An 18,029-nucleotide genomic window follows, 5' to 3' on the forward strand; every position below is an offset into this window, starting at 1 on the left:
TTCGCGATGTCCTGCGGCGTCGAAAAGCGCCCGAGCGGAATGCCTGCCAGAAACTTCTGCCGGTTCTGCGGCGTGTCCTCGACGCCCATGAATTCGGAGAGCAGCGCGGTTTCCCCGATCACCGGATTCACGCAGTTCACGCGAATGCGCTCCGGCCCGAGCTCGACCGCGAGCGACTTGCTCGCGACGATCACCGCGCCCTTGCTGCCGTTGTACCAGACGAGCCCCGGGCGCGGCCGCACGCCCGCGGTCGACGCGATATTGATGAAATTGCCGCCGCCTTGCTCGCGAAAATACGGCACGAACTCCTGCACGCTCCAGTAGATGCTCTTCACGTTGACCGCATAGACGCGGTCGAACTCGGCCTCGCTCACGTCGAGCACCGGCTTGTTGCGATGCGTGGTGCCCGCGTTGTTGACGACGATCTGCACGCTGCCGAAGTCTTCCAGCGCGGCCTCGCGCAATGTGCGCCAGTCGTCGCGTTGCGCGACATTGCCGGCCACCGCGATCGCCTTGCCGCCCGCCAGTGCGATCTCGCTCGCGACGCGTTCGGCGGACGGTCCGTTGAGGTCGTTGACCACGACGTTCGCGCCTTCGCGCGCAAAGGTCTTCGCGATGCCTTCACCGAAACCCGAGCCGCCGCCCGTGACGATGGCTGTTTTACCTGTCAACCGCATGATGTCTCCGTTGTTTGTGATGGATAGAGCGATGGGTCGCTGCGGGGATTGCCTGGTTGGCCTGTCTGATCGCGATTGCCGTCATTGCCGCGAGCGCCGTCATGGAGGCGAGGCGCTTCGACGGACCCCGCACGGACGGCCGCGCCAGCAGCCGTCTGCTAGCCGTGTCGAATCGCGATCGTCTTCAGTACGGTAAAGCCATACAGCGCCTCGAAGCCTTTCTCGCGTCCGTGGCCCGAATGCTTGACGCCGCCGAACGGCAACTCGACGCCGCCGCCCGCGCCGTAGTTGTTGATGAACACCTGGCCCGCGCGTACGCGTCGCGCGAGTCGCATCTGACGCGCGCCGTCGCGGGTCCAGATGCCCGCGACGAGGCCGAACTGCGTGCCGTTCGCGAGCGCGAGCGCTTCGTCTTCGTCGCGAAACGACATCGCGGCGAGCACCGGGCCGAACACTTCGTCGCGCGCGAGCCGGTGGCTCGCGGGCACGTCGCGCAGCAGCGTGGGGGCCTGGTAGAAACCGCTTTCCGGCGCCTCAGGGATCACTTCGCCGTGCGCGGCCATCGCGATGCCGTCATGTTGCGCGTCGGAGAGGAAATCCCACACGCGCTGCTGCTGTTTCGCGCTGATCAACGGCCCGCAGTCGAGGTCGGCCTTCGACGGGCCGACGCGCAGCGCCTGGAACGCGTTGCCGAGCCGGTCGACGAGCGGCTCGTAAATAGCCCGGTCGATCAGCACGCGGCTGCCCGCCGAGCAGGTTTGCCCGGCGTTTTGCACGATCGCGGAAACGAGGAATGGCAGCGCCGCGTCGAGATCGGCGTCGGCAAAGACGATTTGCGGCGACTTGCCGCCGAGTTCGAGCGTGACCGGCACATGGTTTTCGGCGGCCATCTGCGTGACCAGCTTGCCGGTGTCGGGCGAGCCGGTGAACGACACGTGATCGATGCCCGGATGACGCGCGAGCGCGGCGCCCGCTTCGTGTCCGTAGCCGGTCACGACATTCAGCGCGCCGGCCGGGAAGCCGGCCTCGGCGGCCAGTTCGGCGACGCGCAGCACCGACAGGCACGCGTCCTCGGCCGGCTTGACGACGCACGCGTTGCCGGCGGCGAGCGCCGCGCCGACGCTGCGCCCGAAAATCTGCATAGGGTAATTCCACGGCACGATGTGGCCGGTCACGCCATGCGGCTCGCGGATCGTCAGCACCGTGTAGCCGCTCTGGTAGGGCAGGGTTTCGCCGTGCAGCTTGTCGGCCGCGCCGGCGTAGAACTCGAAATAGCGGGTGAGGGCGGCGGCGTCGGCGCGCGCCTGCTTCAGCGGTTTGCCGGTGTCGCGTGCTTCGAGCTGAGCGAGCTCTTCCTGGCGCGCGGCCACCAGCAGCGACAGCCGGTACAGCACGCGGCCTCGTTCGGCGGCGCTCAGCGCGCCCCATGGACCTTCGAATGCGCGGCGCGCCGCATGGACGGCGTGTTCGATATCGGCCGCGGTGCCGCGCGCGAGCTGCGTGAACGGCTGGCCGTCCGACGGATCGAGCACGGCGATCGTCTCGCCGCCGGAGGCGGCGCACCATTCGCCGCCGATGAAATGCCGGGCTTCTTCCATGCATGCTCCTCGAGTTGTCGCGCAGCGGCAGGGTCGCTGCGCGCCGTTCACAAACCGCGGTTCGCCGCGGTTCACCGCCACGATTCACCACATTGGCAAGCAAAAGCACAAACGAGAGTCGTCGGACGATTATCGCGCCGATCGAACCCGGGGGCTATCGGGTGATTGGCTATAATGGCGCATTCCGCACCGCCCGGTGCGCGGCCCCGCTGGTTGGGGCGAGAGGGTTGCGGTTGGCGGTTCGCACGCAGCGTGCATCCCGCTGCCGGCCTCGCGCGCCGTACGCCGTATTCCGACTTCCATCCAGTTCAGAGAGCGCTCATGAGCTTCAATCACGTTCCCGCAGGCAAAGATCTTCCGCAAGATTTCAACGTCATCATCGAAATCCCGGCGCAAAGCGATCCGGTGAAGTACGAGGCCGACAAGGACCTGGGCCTGCTGGTCGTCGACCGGTTCATCGGCACCGGCATGCGCTATCCGGCGAACTACGGCTTCATTCCGCAAACGCTGTCGGGCGACGGCGACCCGGTCGACGTGCTGGTGATCACGCCGTTCCCGCTGCTGGCCGGCTCCGTGGTGCGCGCTCGCGCACTCGGCATGCTGCAGATGACGGATGAATCCGGCGTCGACGCGAAGCTGATCGCCGTGCCGCACGACAAGATCTGCCCGATGACGGCGGACCTGAAGTCGATCGACGACGTGCCGGCTTATCTGAAGGATCAGATCAAGCACTTCTTCGAGCAGTACAAGGCGCTCGAAAAGGGCAAGTGGGTAAAGGTCGACGGCTGGGCAGACATCGACGCCGCGCACAAGGAGATCAGCGAAGGCGTGGCGAACTACAAGAAGTAAGCGCGCGGCGCTCATCGCGCTAGTCGCAATAAAAAAACCGCGCGAGCCCGCAAGGGCCGCGCGGTTTTTTCATCAGATCCCGCGACGTTCCACTACCGCGCGACCGTGCATCACAACGAGCGACCCGCCGGCTTCGCGTCGCACGCATAACCTCGATGCATCGCCACGATGAAGCGAACGCATTTTTATATTTAGGTATAAACCCTTATCATTCTCCGGACGACATCACGCGCGGACCGCTGCCGCATCGCCGCGCGCTTCCACGAACTTTCGAGCCACTGTCCGGATCATGAACCGCAGCAAGTTCCCCTCGACATCGCCGCGCTGGTCGACCCGGCTGAATTCGGTCGTCACCGCGATCTACCGCAAGCGGCCCGTGTGGATGGTGTCGTTCGCGGCGAGCGAGGCGAATCTCTCCGAGGGCTTGCGAGCGGCCTGCGCGTCGACGGCGATGCTTGCGCTCGGCAATGTGCTGCACGACCCGGTGTTTGCGTGGGCGGCGATCGGCGCGTTCTGGACCTGCCTCGCCGATGCGGCCGGCTCGAATCGCGCGCGCTTCATGTCGATGATGGGCTTCGCGTTGCTGTCCACGTTATGCGGCGGCATCACGGCATTCGCGTCCGCGCAGGGCACCGCGTTCGCCGCACTCGCGGTGCTCGCCTTCACGACGCTCGGTGCGTTCGGCCGCATCTGGGGCGCGGCCACGTCGCAGGTGACGATTCTCGCGGCAACCGCTTGCGTCGTGATGGTCGACCGGCCGATGCACGATGCGCGCGCCGGGTTCGCGTTTCTCGGCGTCTACCTGATCGGCTGTCTGTTCGCGGTTGTGCTAAGTCTGACGGTGTGGCGTATCCATCCATTCGGCGTAAGCCGCGCGTCGTTGCGCGCGGCGTATTTGCGTGTCGCCGATCTCGCATTCGATAGCGCGCGCCTCGTCGAGCGACGCGCGGCTCGCGCCGAATGGGCGACGCACGCCGCGCAGTTTCGCGCCGATGCGCGCGCCGCGCTCGAACGTTCACGCGATGCGCTCGCGAACGTGCCCGCTTCGCGCGCGGGCGGCGCGGCAGCCTACGACACGCTGCTCGGCCTGCTGACCGATGGCGAAGCACTGTTTGCGTATCTGATCGCGGTGTCGGGCGCGAGCGAGAAACTGCCCGACGATCCGCATCGCACGCAACGCGCGGCGCGTTTGCTGAATGCGATCGGCGAGGTGCTGCGCGATCTCGGCACAGCAGCCGGCGACGCGCGCTGGGAACGTCTCGCGGATTTGCACGAACGTCTGCGGCGTTTCGCGCTTCGGCTGGAAAGCGTGTTGCCGGAGCCCGTGAAACTGCAATCCGGTTTCGAACTCGTCGATTTCGCGCCGCGCGACGTGCATGGGGAGCCATGGAGCGCGTGCGTCGAGCGGTACGCGGCGCGTGCGTGGTCGACGCTGAAGGCGAACCTGTCGTGGCAGTCGGTCGGCTTGCGCCATGCGGCGCGCGTCGGCGTAACCACGACGGCGGGCTTTCTCGTGATTCGCGTGCTCGGTCTGCCGTTCGGCTACTGGGCGACGATGGCGACGTTGCTGATCCTGCAACCATCGATTGCCGCGACGTGGCCGCGCAGTATCGAGCGCGCGGCGGGCAGTATCGTTGGTGGCTTGCTCGCGGCGGTGATCGGCTACGCGATTCATTCGCCGCTCGGTATCTCGCTGGTGGTGTTTCCGCTGGTGGTGGCGACGATGGCGCTGCGGCCCGTCAGCTACAGCCTGTTCGTGCTGTTCCTGACGCCGGCTTTCGTGCTCGTCGCCGACTTCGCGACGCCGGGCGCCAATGGGTTGGCGTTCGCGCTCACGCGGCTCGGTAACAACGTGCTCGGCTGCGTGCTCGCGTTGCTCGCGACGTTCCTGTTGTGGCCGACGCGCGAAAAGCTCGACTTGCGCGCTTATCTGCGCGATGCCGTGCGCGCCAATCTCGCGTACCTGCGCGCATCGCTCGAAGCACCGCGGCATGGCAGCAAGGAACTGGAGCGTTTGCGCCGCGCGGCGGGACTGTGCAGCAACAACGCCGAGGAAGCGCTTGGCCGTGTGCGGCTGGAAAAGCTCGAAGACTCGATGGCCGATACGGTCACACTGACGGTGCTGAGTCTGTTGCGCAGGATGGCGGGCACCGCGACGCAGTTGCGCCTCAGTGCGAACCGGCGCGATATGCATCGCGAACTCGGCGAGTGGGTGGCGGCGATCAGCGAGGCAATCGAAGCGGCGTTGAACCGGACCCTACTGCCGATGCCGCGGGAGTTGCCCGAGCGCGAGCGCTTGACGTCGCTGGAAGCGGATGTGGTCGGCGAACTGGCGCGCGTGCATCGGTTGCTGACGGAGAGGACGCGCGAGGCGAGGGGGTACGGCTAACGCTGCGTTACTCGGGCTGGCCGGAACGATCGCTATCTTCTGTCGGGACGTTGGCATCGACGACCGGCAGCACCGATTCCAACGTAAATGCCCCCGCCGCCAACGCCCGCTTATCCGTCGGCGCAAGCCGTTTCACCCAATACTCCGCCCGCGACGCGCTCGACCGATCCGCCAGCTCGAACGACGCCAACACGCGCACCGGCTTGCGCGAACGCGTATAACGCGCACCCGTGCCGCTCACATGTTTATCGAAGCGCGCGGCGACATCGGTCGCAATGCCGGTATAGACACTGCCGTCCGAACATTCGAGCAAATAAAGAAACCACGCCATACCCGCGCTTCTAGCCTTTGAACGGATTGTGTTCGCGCAGCTCGTCCACGTATGCGTGGATGCTGTTCTTTTCGTTGTCGAGAAAATGGCCGACCGCATCGGCGAACGCCGGATGCGCGAGCCAGTGCGTCGAGCGCGTGACGGTCGGCAGAAAACCGCGCGCCATCTTGTGCTCGCCCTGCGCGCCGCCTTCGAACGCGCCGAGCTTTTCCTCGATGCAGAAATCGAGCGGCTGATAGTACGCGGTTTCGAAGTGCAGGCACGGCACGTGTTCGAGCGCGCCCCAGTAGCGACCGTAGAGCGTGCCGCCGGTTTTCTCGTCGCGCTGATAGACGACGAGCGAACTTGCGATCGGCTTGCCATCGTATTCGGCGATCACAAGCAGCAGGTTCTCCGGCATCGACGCGCCGATCATCCGGAAAAAATCGAGGTTCAGATACGGACTCGAAAAATGCTCGCGATAGGTTTGCCGATAGCACTTGCTGAAGAAGCGCCAATCGGCATCCTTGATGTCTTCACCGCGAATCCGCCGCATCGTGATGCCGGCGTCGTACACCTTGCGGCGCTCGGCGCGGATGTTCTTGCGCTTCTTCTGCTCGAGCGTCGACAGAAAATCGTCGAAATCGCGATAGCCGTCGTTGAGCCAGTGAAACTGCACGCCTTCGCGCTGCATCATGCCGAGGTCGGTGAGTGCGGCGGCTTCGCTTTGCGTCGGAAACAGCACATGCAGCGACGACACGTCGGCCTGCTCGGCGAACGCCATCAGCGTGGCCGCCAGATGCCGCAGCGCGTGTTCATCCGTTGACAGCAAACGGTTGCCTTGCACCGGCGTGAACGGCACCGCGCACAGCAGCTTCGGGTAGTACGGCAGGCCGTTGCGCTTGTATGCGTCGGCCCATGCCCAGTCGAACACGTACTCGCCGTATGAGTGCCCCTTCAGATAGACGGGCGCGGCGGCCGCCAGCTTGCCGGTGCGCGCGTCGGTCAGCGTGACGAACTGCGTCGCCCAGCCGGTGTCCGGCACCGCGCATTGCGTGGCGGCGAGCGCGCTCAGGAACTCGTGCCGCAGAAACGGCGTCGGCTGCGACTGTTGCGCGAGAAGGGCGTTCCATTCAGTGGCGTCCACCTCGGAGGGCGATGCCAGAATGCCCGTGCGATAATCGATACGTTGCTGGTTCAATCTGTGTGACTGTTTCCAATGAGCGGCGCGGCTTCGAAGTTAAAGAGTCGCGTCGTTCGTTTATCCGGTTGTCCAATTCCGTCGAGCCATCCAGCCGCGGTATCCGCGAGCCGTCGAGGCTTGCCTGTCGATCCTGCCATGAAGACCCGAATCGCTCTTGCTCAAATCAATGTCACCGTCGGCGACTTCGGCGGCAACGCCGCGAAGATCGTCGCCGCCGCGCGCGCCGCGCACGACGATGGTGCGAAGCTGCTGATCGCGCCTGAACTCGCGCTGTCGGGTTATCCGCCGGAAGATCTGCTGCTGCGTCCCGCGTTCTACAGCGCAAGCGCCGCCGCGTTGGCCGATCTCGCCGCGCAGTTGAAGCCGTTGACCGGGCTGCATGTGATCGTCGGTCATCCGCTGCGGGACGGGTCGGACAACCTGGCGAACGGCCATGGTAATGCAAACGCGCCGATCGAGCGCGGTCTGCCGCCGGTCGATACGTTCAACGCGGCGTCGCTGATCGTCGACGGCGAAGTGAAAGGCATCTATCGCAAGCAGGATCTGCCCAATACGGAGGTGTTCGACGAGAAGCGCTACTTCGCGTCGGACCCGCAGCCGTTCGTGTTCGAGCTCGACGGCGTCAAGTACGGCGTGGTGATCTGCGAGGACGCATGGCATGCGTCGGCCGCGCAGATGGCGAAGGCGGCGGGCGCGCACGTGCTGCTGATTCCAAACGGCTCGCCGTATCACCTGAACAAGGAAGCGGTGCGCTTCGACATTCTGCGCGCGCGGATTCGCGAGACCGGGATTCCGATGGTCTACGTGAACATGGTCGGCGGCCAGGACGAACTGGTGTTCGACGGCGGTTCGTTCGTGCTCGACGCGCACGGAGAGCTGGTTGCGAAGCTCGCGCAGTTCGAGGAAACGACCGCGATCGTCGAATTCGACAACGGCAAGCCGCTGCCGGCCGCGATCGCGCCGGAGCAGTCGATCGAGGCGCAGGTGTACGCGGCGCTGGTTATGGGCGTGCGCGACTACATCGGCAAGAACGGCTTTCCGGGGGCGCTGATCGGTCTGTCGGGCGGCGTCGATTCGGCGCTGGTGCTGGCCGTTGCATGCGATGCGCTCGGCGCCGACAAGGTGCGCGCGGTGATGATGCCGTCGCGCTATACCGCGGATATCTCCACCACCGACGCCGCGGAGATGGCGCGCCGCGTCGGCGTGCGTTACGACGAGATCGCGATTGCGCCGATGTTCGACGCGTTCCGCGGCGCGCTCGCCGAAGAATTCGCGGGCCGCGCGGAAGATGCGACCGAAGAGAACATCCAGGCGCGTATTCGCGGCACGCTGCTGATGGCGCTGTCCAACAAGTTCGGCTCGATCGTGCTGACCACCGGCAACAAGAGCGAGATGGCGGTCGGCTACTGCACGTTGTACGGCGACATGGCCGGCGGCTTCGCAGTGATCAAGGACATCGCGAAGACGCTCGTCTACCGGCTGTGCCACTACCGCAACGCGGCCGCCACGTTCGCGACGCGCGACGTGATCCCCGAGCGGATTCTGACGCGCGCGCCGTCGGCGGAGTTGCGCGAGAACCAGACCGACCAGGACAGCCTGCCCGAATACGACGTGCTCGACGCGATCATGCGCATGTATATGGAGGAAGACCGCTCGCTCGCGGAGATCATCGCCGCGGGCTACGCGGCTGATGACGTGAAGCGCGTCACGCGTCTGATCAAGATCAACGAGTACAAGCGCCGTCAGGCGCCGATCGGCATCCGCGTCACGCATCGCGCGTTCGGCCGCGACTGGCGTTATCCGATCACGTCACGCTATACCGAGCCGGTAGAGTGACAAGGCGATCCGGCGGCGTAGAATAAAAATCATCCGTTTCCCTTTCACCTATCCAGTCACGAGACGAGGTTCGCCATGAAGCGCATCACCGCAGTCATCAAACCGTTCAAACTCGACGAAGTGCGCGAGGCGCTCGCGGAAGTCGGCCTCACCGGACTGACCGTTACCGAGGTCAAGGGCTTTGGCCGTCAGAAAGGGCATACCGAGCTCTATCGTGGTGCGGAGTACGTGGTCGATTTTCTGCCGAAGTTGAAGATCGAGGTGGTCGTCGCGGACAACCAGTGCGATCAGGTGATCGACGCGATCATCGGCGCCGCGCGTACCGGCAAGATCGGCGACGGCAAGATCTTCGTCGCGGACGTCGAACGCGTGATCCGTATTCGCACCGGCGAAGAGAACGAAGCAGCGGTGTAGTCCAGTGGGTTTGGCCGCGCACCGTCGCGGTGCACACCGCGCGCAACGAAATCCCGCGCCCATAAAAAAAGGTGCAATACCCTTGCGGGTACTGCACCGATACGCGCCTCTCGCAGCAGCGTGAAAAGATTCTCTTCTCTTGAAGAAACCTGTAGTACGCCCCGAAGGAAGTCCCCTTGGAGGGCGCCCCGAAGGATGATCCTTCGGGGAATATCGTTCGATTAGAACGAGTGTTGGATACCTGCGTACACGCCCGATTGCTGGCGACCTTGCAGCGGGTTGTCCGTGGCCGCCGCGTAGCCGGCGTTGTTCGCATTCAGACCAAAGTTAGCCGCGCGGCTGTTGCGCACCGTTGCAGCTTGCAGGTCGAGCAGCGTGCGCTTCGACAGGTTGTATGAACCACCAACCGTGTAGATCGTCGCATTGCCGCCGCCATTATTGGCATTCACGTGGTACACCGCCGCGATCAGCGCTGCAGCCGGCGTTGCCTGCCACGTCACACCGCCCCATTCATGATCGAGGGTTGTCGGCTGACCAGGCAACACGCCAGTCGCGCCCGCCGAGCGGACAGCCTGGTAAGCGCCCTGAATCTTGAACTGGCCGAGGAAGACGTTGAACATCGCCGAGTATTCGCGCGATGCCGCGAACACGCCATTGCCGGTGTTAGCCGTATTGATCCCTGCGTTGGCGACCGGGCCGCCCCACAGCCCGCCGGTAGCCGGGTTGCGGATTTCGTCGTACATGCCGCGGATTTGGAACAGCGAGTTCGTATAGGTGACCTGTGCGCCAGCTTCGCGACCTTGACCGCCCGGGGCCGGGTTGGCATTCCAGGTCGTCGCATTCGACAGCGCGTACTGACCATAGAAGTCAAAGCCGGCGAACTTCGGCGACTGGTACGCGAAGTTGTTGCTCGACTGAGGCCAGTTGCGGCCACGCACCAGCGATGCCGACGACCAGTTCGACTGACCGAACGGGTCGAAGTCCCACACGCCGTTCGAGATGAAGAGCATGCGGCCCAGAGTGAACGTACCGTACTGCGCGTTCGACATACCGACCGTTGCCCAGCGATTGAAGAGACCGCCGCCGCCAGGACCAGCGCCCGTCATCGTGTTGAACGAGCCTTCCAACTGGAACAGGACCTTGTTGCCGCCGCCGATGTCCTCGACACCCTTCAAGCCCCACAGGCTGGTACCCCAGTCGCCGCTTTCGGCCCTGAAGCGGTTGGACTTGCCGGTGGCGGCGCCGTTAGCGTTGGCGCCGGTCGGAACACCGGACATGTACTCGAGGCCTGCATCGAGGCGCCCATACAGCGTTACGCTGCTTTGAGCGTGGGCGACAACGCCGGCTGACATCAGCGCAGCGGCGAGCAATGCTTTCTTCATCTTCTCCTCCATACCCTGTCAAAAAAAGAAACCCAGTACTGCGAGTGGTGTTCGGACGCGAAGTGCGCCGAACAGGAAGCGGTACCAGGGGAGATTGGCGGGTGGATAGGGTCTCCTGCCGTAACGCGCATCGGGCTGCTTTGCGCGTCATGCCGATCCTCGCCGACCGGTTTCTCCTCTGTGCTTTGAAGTGAAACTACTTTTAATCAACTTCGTTTTGCTACTTTGGTTACTAATTTATCAAAAATACCCTTGAGTGGGAGAAGAAATTAGTACCTGCCACAAACGGTGTCGCCAAATTGCAATACCAATGTGTGCCAAGACCCTTTACAACACCCCGGAAACCCGCAAAAAGCCTTGCGGGACAAGGCGCTCGCGGCTCAGCAGGGGTCGCACTAAGGATTGTCACTATTGACGCTTCGGAAGCGGCGGAGTAGTGCGAAAACAGCGCTGCGAGACCCTCTTGAGGGGTCTTTCGCGGTCGGAACGGATGCCGGAAGGCGCGCGGCGCAAATGAAAAAGGCGCCCGCAGGCGCCTCGTCAAACTACATCGACTACATTTTCGATGCGGGTTGCATTGCAGGCCGCGCTCGATATCCTTCGTGATCCTGTTATTTGAGACTGCCCGACAGAAACTGCTTCAGACGTTCGCTCTTCGTGTTCCTGAACACTTCGTCGGGATCGCCTTCTTCTTCGACGCGGCCTTGATGCAGGAACATCACGTGGTTCGACACGTTGCGCGCAAAACCCATTTCGTGGGTAACGACGATCATCGTGCGGCCTTCTTCAGCGAGCTTCTGCATCACCTTCAGCACTTCGCCGACGAGCTCGGGGTCGAGCGCGGAGGTGGGTTCGTCGAACAGCATCACGTCGGGATGCATCGCCAGCGCGCGCGCAATCGCGACACGCTGCTGCTGGCCGCCTGACAGATGCGATGGGTACTGCTTTTCGAGCCGTGGCGCGAGTCCGACTTTCTCCAGATATTCGCGCGCGCGGTCTTCGGCTTCCTTGCGCTTCAGACCGAGCACGTGAACCGGCGCTTCGACGATGTTCTCGAGCACGTTCATGTGCGACCACAGATTGAAGTGCTGGAACACCATCGCGAGCTTCGTGCGCACGCGCTGCAACTGCTTCGGGTCCGACACGCGCAATGCGCCGTTCTTCGCGGCTTGCGTACGCACTTCTTCGCCGTCGACGAAAATGCGGCCCGCGTTCGGCTGTTCCAGAAAGTTGATGCAGCGGAGCATCGTGCTCTTGCCCGAACCGGACGAACCGATCACGCTGATCACGTCGCCGGCGTTGGCCTTCAGCGACACGCCCTTGAGGACTTCGTTGTCGCCGTACTTTTTATGAAGCTCGTCGACGAAGAGCTTCTGCTTGTTGGAGTTCATCAGGATCCTTTGAGCCGTGCGCGCCGGGCGGCGCGCTGCCCGGGTTACTTGCCTTGCGGCCGCAGGTAAGCGAGCCAGCGGCGCTCGGCGCGGCGGAACAGCCACACGAGCGCGAAAGAGATGCACAGGTACAGCAACGCGGCGATGCCGAACGCGTTGAACGATTGATACGTCGCGGAGTTCACGTCGCGGGCAATCTTCAGGATGTCCGGCACGGTGGCTGTGAACGCGACCGTGGTTGCGTGCAGCATCAGGATCACTTCGTTGCTGTAGTAGGGCAGCGCGCGGCGCAGTGCCGACGGCAGGATCACGCGCCGGTACAACGTGAACGACGACATCCCGTACGCGCGCGCCGCTTCGATCTCACCGTACGGCGTCGCCTTGATCGCGCCGGCGAAGATTTCGGTCGTGTACGCGCAGGTGTTCAGTGTGAACGCGAGCAGCGTGCAGTGCATGCCGTCGCGGAAGAACGCGTTGGTGAGCTCGTTGTTGCGAATGATCTCGAGGCTATAGAGACCGGTGTAGCAGAGCAGCAACTGAACGTAGAGCGGCGTGCCGCGGAAGATGTACGTATACAGCCACACGAGGCGCGAGAGCCACTTCTTCTTCGACACGCGCGCGACCGCGAGCGGCACCGACAGACAGAACCCCAGACCGATCGACACCACCAGCAGCCACAGCGTGATCGCCACGCCGGTGAAGCGATAGCCGTCGGTAAACAGATAGTTGCGCCAGTATTGCTGGATGATCTCAATCATAGATCCGCCTTTCGCACGCCGGTGGAATAACGCTTTTCGAGGTACATCAGCACGAAGTTCGACACCGTGGTGATGACCAGATAGATCGCGCCGGCGAGCAGCGTGAAGAAGAAGAACCGCAGCGTGCCCTTGCCCGCGTCCTGCGACGCCTTGACGACATCCGCGAGACCGATGATCGACACCAGCGCGGTTGCCTTGACCATCACCTGCCAGTTGTTGCCGATGCCCGGCAGCGCGAAGCGCATCATCTGCGGGAACATCACGCGCGAGAACACCTGCCAGTTCGTCATGCCGTAGGCCGCGGCGGCTTCGAGCTGCCCGCGCGGCACCGCGAGGAATGCGCCGCGGAAAGTTTCGGTGAAGTACGCGCCGTAGATGAACCCCAGTACCGCGACACCGGCGACGAACGGGTCGATGTCGATCTGTTCCCAGCCGAGCGCGTCGGTGAGGTTGTTTAGCCAGATCTGGATGCTGTAGAACAGCAGCAGCATCAGCACGAGGTCGGGCACGCCGCGCACGAGCGTCGTATAGACGGTGCCGAGGCCGTGGGAGAAGCGGTTTTTCGACAGTTTCGCCGCCGCGCCGATCAGGCCCAGCACAAAGGCGAGCACCAGTGACAATACCGCCAGTTTGACGGTTTGCCAGGTGCCGTTCAGAAGCAGCGGGCCGTAGCCTTGGAGAAACATAGGAAGTCCTTGACGATGCGCGGCTGACGCACCGCGAAAGACGCGGCCCGCATTGCGCCGCGTTGGTGCCGAGGGTTCGGCTCGCCGTGACCCGCGGCGCACAGCATGCCGCTGTGCAAATCATCGCTGCCGGAACGTTGCCGCTCCTGCAGCGCGCTTTTGGACTTTCGTCTCGAATTGGTTTGAATCTACGGCCCGGTGTTGCAACTGCGCCTGCCGACGAAGCCGGCGTGCCTGCACGACGTCCTGCGGCGCGGCGTCGACGCGGCCAGAAGCAAGGGCCGCGTCGTGCTGTTTCGAGCCGACGGAGCGCTGGCCGACGCGCAACGGTCGCTATTCTAGGCGCTCAAAAATAACGCGCCGCTGCGATGTCGCGTCGTGCGCGTGGTGACCGGTCCGGCATGGCGCGCGCACAGGACCGCTTCCGCCGCGTTTCGCCGGTAGCCCAAGCCTGTCGCGAGCCGGTCGCACGGCGGCCGGCGGGGCTTGCCGGCGCGCCGTCAACCGCTCGCCGAACGCTCGTGCGGCTCGAAAAGCGCGGTATTTTACCCGAAGCGCGGCTGGGCGCCAGCCCAATGCGGCAGCGCGCGGCGACTGGCTGCAGCGGGCGTTGTGCACGCGCGACGCCGGCAAGTTTTTTGGGGCGCCGGCTGCCGGCTGCCGGGTGTTCGCGGGCCGCGATTGCCGGCAGCGATGGAACGGTCCGGTGCATCCGCGCCGATTGTTATGCGCCGGGTTGCCCCTACATTCCCCCGCATCGTTCTGTTTATTTACCGGAGACTTTCCATGATCGAGATTCGCCGTTCCGAAGAACGCGGCCATGCCAACCACGGCTGGCTCGACTCGTATCACAGCTTCTCGTTCGCCGACTATCGCGACCCGCAACACGTGCATTTCGGCCCGCTGCGCGTGATCAACGAAGACCGCATCGAGGCTGGCCAGGGCTTCGGTGCGCACGGCCATCGCGATATGGAGATCGTCACGTATGTGCTCGAAGGCGCACTCGCGCATCGCGACAGCATGGGCAACGGCTCGACGATTCGTCCCGGCGACGTGCAGCGCATGAGCGCGGGCACCGGCGTGCAGCACAGCGAATTCAACGCATCGGGCGATGAACTCGTGCATCTGCTGCAGATCTGGGTGATTCCGCGTCGCGCCGGCGACCAGCCGGGCTATGAGGAAAAGCGTTTCGACGCCGACAGCAAGCGCGGCCGTCTACGCGTGATCGCGTCGCCCGACGGCCGCGACGGCTCGGTAACGATCCATGCGGACGCATCGATCTACGCGGGGCTCTTCGATCGCGAAGAAACCGCCACGTTCGAATTGCCGGCGGGGCGCCTCGCCTATCTGCACGTGGCGCGCGGCGCGTTGACCGTGAACGGTACGGCGCTAAAGGCGGGCGATGCCGCGAAGCTGAGCGACATCGACACGGTGACGCTGGAAAAGGGCGAAGACGCCGAAGTGCTGCTGTTCGACCTCGGCCAGCTGAACGGCTGAGCCGGAAAAGCCGATCGCGGCGCTCGATGCGGCGGCAACGAACTGGCGGCAAGTGCGTGACGCGGTCGCCGCAAGCGCACCGGGCGCGCGCACGAAAGCAGCGGTGCAGCCGGCGCGATGCAGCGATAGTGCAGCCGTCGCACTCCCGCGGCACTCAATGAAAACGCCACGTAAGATCTTTTTCGTGGCGTTTTTTCATCGGTAACGCGACCGCGCAGGGCCGCCGTGCGTTGTCTATCGCCGCTCACTGCCTGGCGGCAGGCGTCGATGCGGCGCCCTCGTGATGCTCCCAGCGCTCGCGCATCTTCTCGTGACGCTGTTCCATCCGCTCGAAGCGCTTCTTCAGCGCGGTGCTGACGGTGGTCTTTTGCTGGTCGTTCAGGCCGTTATAGAACTTGAGCCAGGCGTCCGTGGTTTGCTGACGCAATTGCGCGTCCTTCTGCTCGATCTGCTGATGCGTGGCGGCCATCGCGTTCAGATCCAGGATAGGCTGCTGCTGCGCTGCCTTGAACTGATCCTGCGCCTGCTTGTGGTTCGCGCGCATCGCTTCGTGGTTCTGCTTCATCGTATCGAGCGCGCTTTGCCACAGCTTTTCCTGGTCCGCGTTCAGCTTGAGCTGGTCGTGCAGTTGGGTGAGCTGTTTCATGAAGTGGCCGTGCCAGCCGCCGGGGCCGCCGTGGGCGTGCTCGGCGGATTGCGCGGCATACGCGGCGCCAGTGCCCATAGCGAGAGCGGTGGCGGCAACGGCGAGAACGCGCGACATCTTTTTGGTGGACATACGAGGCTCCTTGTAATGGAATAGCCGACGATGCAACCGGTCATGTGGACTGCCTGCACTCGGTAAGGCACAGCGTAGAGAAGCAGGCCCGATGCTGTGTTACGCGCATCGGCGCCGCTATTACCAGGCATTACGCGCGGCTTTCACCGTAACACCCAGTAACTGTTGAGCCGGTTTGGAAAACGAAATCCCTTTTGGCGGCGCGTTAAACTTCATTCCATGGCTACTCAAATTCTGGTTGTCGACGACGACGTCGAATTGCGCGATCTATTGCGCGACTATCTCGCCCGTCAGGGCATCGAAGTTTCGGTGCTGCATGACGCGGGCTCACTCGAGCGCCGGCTCGAGCGCGAGCGCCCCGACCTGATCGTGCTGGACCTGATGATGCCGGGTGTGGACGGGCTCACCGCGCTGCGCAAGCTGCGCGCGTCGGGCGACGACATCCCGGTCATCATGCTGACCGCGCGCGCGGACGACGTCGACCGCATCGTCGGGCTCGAACTCGGCGCGGACGATTACCTCGGCAAGCCATTCAATCCACGCGAGTTGCTCGCGCGCGTCCAGGCGGTGCTGCGGCGCCGCCGCACGCTGCCATCGGCGGCCGCGCCGGAGCAGCGCGAGCCGTTCACGTTCGGCCGCTTCACGCTGGATTTCCAGTCGCGCACGCTGCATCTCGAAGACAAGCCGCTCGCTCTGTCGGGCAGCGAATTCGCGCTTCTCAAGATCTTCGTCAATCACCCGATGCGCACGCTCACGCGCGAGCGTCTGCTGGAGTTGCTGCACGGTCCCGAGTACGACGGCACGGACCGCGGCATCGACGTGCAGGTATGGCGGCTGCGCCGCATTCTCGAAACCGATCCGTCCACGCCGCGTTTCATCCAGACGGTGCGTGGCCGCGGTTACGTGTTCGTGCCGGACGGCGAGCAGCATGCGTCGGCCCATTGACACCCTGTTTGGGCGGCTTGCACTGCTAGTCGTCGGGGTGCTGATGCTGTCGCACTTCGCGTGGTTCGCGCTGATCCGCGTCGAGCGTACGCAGTTGCAGGCGCGTTACGCGGTCGAGGAAGCCACCTTTCTCGTCGATGCGGTGCGCCAGCACGTTGCTCGTACACCGGATCAACCGTTGCCGTCGCGCGTGAAGCTCGTCGACCCGGCGAGCCCGCAGGTGCCGGCGGAAAATGCCGACATCCCGGTGCCGCTGCAGCGCTTTGTCGACGATGTGCGCGATCGGATGCCCGCCGGCACGCAGGTGCGGGTGGGTCCGCCAGGCGGTCCGCCCACGCTGTGGGTGCGGGCCGCAACCGATCACAACTGGATCGTCGTCCCCGTGCAGCCGTTGCGGGTGCCGCGCTCGCTCGATCGCACGGTGCTGTGGCTCATCATAATTTTCTCGTTCGCGGTCATGGCGGCGCTGTTTGCCGCGTGGGCGCTGCAGCAGCCGTTGCGCGCGCTCGCGCAGGCGGTCACGCGTTTCGGCCGTGGCCTGCCGGTGCCACCGGTGCCCGAGCGCGGTCCACGCGAATGGCGTCAGCTCACGCATGGTTTCAATCAGATGGTGCAGGAAGTCGCGCGTACTGAGAATGATCGCGCGGTGATGCTGGCGGGCGTCGCGCACGACCTGAAGACGCCGCTCGCGCGTCTGCGGCTGCGCGCCGAAATGATGGACGACATGAAGACGCGCGATGGCGTCGTGCGCGACGTCGATTCGATGACTCATATCGTCGAGCAGTTTCTCGTGTTCGCGCACGACGGCGCGGATCGCAGCGACCCCGTCGAAGTGGACGCGCAGTGCGAGCGCGTCGTGCGCAGCTATCGGGCGGTAGCCGCCGGCGCGCCGACCGTGCAGACCGAGCTCCATGCCGGGCCGGCGTTCGTGCTGCCCGCCGCCACGCTCGACCGGATCCTGTCGAACCTGCTCGACAACGCGCACGCGTATGGCGCGCCTCCGGTGATCGTGGCCACCGCGCGCAGGTCGCACGGCTTCACGCTATCCGTGAGCGACTCGGGCAACGGCATCGCCGCGCAGGACCTGATCAATGCGAGCCGGCCGTTCGTGCGGCTCGATCCGGCGCGCGGCGGTAACGGTCATAGCGGGCTGGGTCTGGCGATCGTCGAGCGGCTGGTTCGGCGCGCCGGTGGCGAGTGGGAAATCGGCAACCATGGCGGCCGCGGTTTGCGCGTAATGATGAGCTTTCCGTTAGACGTGCTGCCCAAGGTCGCGGCGGCTTCGGAAAACGCGTGGTGACGGCGCGATAGCGAG

The 18,029-nt window shown here is 64.4% G+C and carries 16 protein-coding genes; 7 read left to right on the forward strand and 9 right to left on the reverse strand.

All coding sequences use genetic code 11. From position 1 onward, the window contains the following. Both VGH68_RS08070 and VGH68_RS08075 read right to left on the reverse strand, forming a co-directional pair. Positions 1-677, reverse strand: a 677-nt coding sequence (locus VGH68_RS08070) for an SDR family oxidoreductase (protein WP_331603047.1), incomplete at its 3' end; no start/stop codon positions are given. Positions 678-835: 158 nt separating this feature from the next. Continuing rightward, the gene (locus tag VGH68_RS08075) at positions 836-2,275 is read right to left on the reverse strand and encodes an aldehyde dehydrogenase family protein (RefSeq protein ID WP_331603048.1); all 1,440 of its coding nucleotides are present in this window, start codon (positions 2,273-2,275) and stop codon (positions 836-838) included. A 321-nt stretch (positions 2,276-2,596) separates the two neighbouring features. Here VGH68_RS08075 and ppa point away from each other — a divergent pair, with 321 nt between their 5' ends. Both ppa and VGH68_RS08085 read left to right on the forward strand, forming a co-directional pair. After that, a complete protein-coding gene (ppa, locus tag VGH68_RS08080) occupies positions 2,597-3,124 on the forward strand; it encodes an inorganic diphosphatase (protein WP_331603050.1) in 528 nt (175 codons plus the stop codon). Positions 3,125-3,410: 286 nt separating this feature from the next. Next, complete coding sequence (locus VGH68_RS08085; RefSeq protein ID WP_331603078.1) at positions 3,411-5,513, forward strand: FUSC family protein; 2,103 nt, start codon at positions 3,411-3,413, stop codon at positions 5,511-5,513. Between the two features lie 7 nt (positions 5,514-5,520). Here VGH68_RS08085 and VGH68_RS08090 read toward each other — a convergent pair whose 3' ends face one another. Continuing rightward, positions 5,521-5,844: a GIY-YIG nuclease family protein gene (locus VGH68_RS08090; protein WP_331603052.1), complete on the reverse strand. Its 324-nt coding sequence runs from the start codon at positions 5,842-5,844 to the stop codon at positions 5,521-5,523. Between the two features lie 10 nt (positions 5,845-5,854). Further along, positions 5,855-7,024 carry a GNAT family N-acetyltransferase gene (locus tag VGH68_RS08095; RefSeq protein ID WP_331603053.1) on the reverse strand — a complete coding sequence of 390 codons (1,170 nt, stop codon included), beginning with the start codon at positions 7,022-7,024 and terminating at the stop codon, positions 5,855-5,857. Positions 7,025-7,162: 138 nt separating this feature from the next. Here VGH68_RS08095 and VGH68_RS08100 point away from each other — a divergent pair, with 138 nt between their 5' ends. Both VGH68_RS08100 and glnK read left to right on the forward strand, forming a co-directional pair. Further along, a complete protein-coding gene (locus VGH68_RS08100) occupies positions 7,163-8,863 on the forward strand; it encodes an NAD+ synthase (protein ID WP_331603054.1) in 1,701 nt (566 codons plus the stop codon). Between the two features lie 75 nt (positions 8,864-8,938). Then, complete coding sequence (glnK, locus tag VGH68_RS08105; RefSeq protein ID WP_331603055.1) at positions 8,939-9,277, forward strand: P-II family nitrogen regulator; 339 nt, start codon at positions 8,939-8,941, stop codon at positions 9,275-9,277. 221 nt (positions 9,278-9,498) lie between these two features. Here the strand turns inward: glnK and VGH68_RS08110 are convergent, their stop codons facing one another. From VGH68_RS08110 to VGH68_RS08125, 4 genes are all read right to left on the reverse strand, one after another. After that, entirely contained in the window at positions 9,499-10,659 is a 1,161-nt protein-coding gene (locus VGH68_RS08110; protein WP_331603056.1) for a porin, read from the reverse strand. A gap of 611 nt (positions 10,660-11,270) precedes the next feature. Continuing rightward, a complete protein-coding gene (locus tag VGH68_RS08115) occupies positions 11,271-12,050 on the reverse strand; it encodes an ABC transporter ATP-binding protein (RefSeq protein WP_331603057.1) in 780 nt (259 codons plus the stop codon). A gap of 44 nt (positions 12,051-12,094) precedes the next feature. Beyond that, positions 12,095-12,808, reverse strand: a complete 714-nt coding sequence (locus VGH68_RS08120; RefSeq protein WP_331603058.1) for an ABC transporter permease — start codon at positions 12,806-12,808, stop codon at positions 12,095-12,097. Continuing rightward, on the reverse strand, positions 12,805-13,494 hold the full coding sequence (locus VGH68_RS08125) for a histidine ABC transporter permease HisQ (RefSeq protein WP_331603059.1): 690 nt from the start codon (positions 13,492-13,494) through the stop codon (positions 12,805-12,807). Before VGH68_RS08125 ends, VGH68_RS08120 begins: the two co-directional genes overlap by 4 nt. Positions 13,495-14,280: 786 nt before the next feature. Here VGH68_RS08125 and VGH68_RS08130 point away from each other — a divergent pair. After that, the gene (locus VGH68_RS08130) at positions 14,281-14,991 is read left to right on the forward strand and encodes a pirin family protein (RefSeq protein WP_331603060.1); all 711 of its coding nucleotides are present in this window, start codon (positions 14,281-14,283) and stop codon (positions 14,989-14,991) included. Between the two features lie 244 nt (positions 14,992-15,235). On the opposite strand, the gene VGH68_RS08135 is transcribed toward VGH68_RS08130, so the two are convergent. Beyond that, complete coding sequence (locus VGH68_RS08135; protein WP_331603061.1) at positions 15,236-15,769, reverse strand: periplasmic heavy metal sensor; 534 nt, start codon at positions 15,767-15,769, stop codon at positions 15,236-15,238. Positions 15,770-15,988: 219 nt separating this feature from the next. Here VGH68_RS08135 and VGH68_RS08140 point away from each other — a divergent pair, with 219 nt between their 5' ends. Next, positions 15,989-16,714, forward strand: a complete 726-nt coding sequence (locus tag VGH68_RS08140; RefSeq protein ID WP_331603062.1) for a response regulator — start codon at positions 15,989-15,991, stop codon at positions 16,712-16,714. Then, positions 16,698-18,014 (forward strand): ATP-binding protein, encoded by a 1,317-nt coding sequence (locus VGH68_RS08145; RefSeq protein WP_331603063.1) that lies wholly within the window; start codon positions 16,698-16,700, stop codon positions 18,012-18,014. The genes VGH68_RS08140 and VGH68_RS08145 overlap by 17 nt, the downstream gene beginning before the upstream one ends. Positions 18,015-18,029: the final 15 nt, after the last annotated feature.

It is taken from the genome of Paraburkholderia sp. (assembly GCF_036488505.1).
Classification (GTDB): domain Bacteria; phylum Pseudomonadota; class Gammaproteobacteria; order Burkholderiales; family Burkholderiaceae; genus Paraburkholderia.

Coding starts and splice junctions, on each gene's coding strand:
- VGH68_RS08075 (WP_331603048.1), bottom strand. CDS start 2,275: ATGGAAGAAGCCCGGCATTTCATCGGCGGCGAATGGTGCGCCGCCTCC.
- ppa (WP_331603050.1), top strand. CDS start 2,597: ATGAGCTTCAATCACGTTCCCGCAGGCAAAGATCTTCCGCAAGATTTC.
- VGH68_RS08090 (WP_331603052.1), bottom strand. CDS start 5,844: ATGGCGTGGTTTCTTTATTTGCTCGAATGTTCGGACGGCAGTGTCTAT.
- VGH68_RS08100 (WP_331603054.1), top strand. CDS start 7,163: ATGAAGACCCGAATCGCTCTTGCTCAAATCAATGTCACCGTCGGCGAC.
- glnK (WP_331603055.1), top strand. CDS start 8,939: ATGAAGCGCATCACCGCAGTCATCAAACCGTTCAAACTCGACGAAGTG.
- VGH68_RS08110 (WP_331603056.1), bottom strand. CDS start 10,659: ATGAAGAAAGCATTGCTCGCCGCTGCGCTGATGTCAGCCGGCGTTGTC.
- VGH68_RS08115 (WP_331603057.1), bottom strand. CDS start 12,050: ATGAACTCCAACAAGCAGAAGCTCTTCGTCGACGAGCTTCATAAAAAG.
- VGH68_RS08120 (WP_331603058.1), bottom strand. CDS start 12,808: ATGATTGAGATCATCCAGCAATACTGGCGCAACTATCTGTTTACCGAC.
- VGH68_RS08125 (WP_331603059.1), bottom strand. CDS start 13,494: ATGTTTCTCCAAGGCTACGGCCCGCTGCTTCTGAACGGCACCTGGCAA.
- VGH68_RS08130 (WP_331603060.1), top strand. CDS start 14,281: ATGATCGAGATTCGCCGTTCCGAAGAACGCGGCCATGCCAACCACGGC.
- VGH68_RS08135 (WP_331603061.1), bottom strand. CDS start 15,769: ATGTCCACCAAAAAGATGTCGCGCGTTCTCGCCGTTGCCGCCACCGCT.
- VGH68_RS08140 (WP_331603062.1), top strand. CDS start 15,989: ATGGCTACTCAAATTCTGGTTGTCGACGACGACGTCGAATTGCGCGAT.
- VGH68_RS08145 (WP_331603063.1), top strand. CDS start 16,698: ATGCGTCGGCCCATTGACACCCTGTTTGGGCGGCTTGCACTGCTAGTC.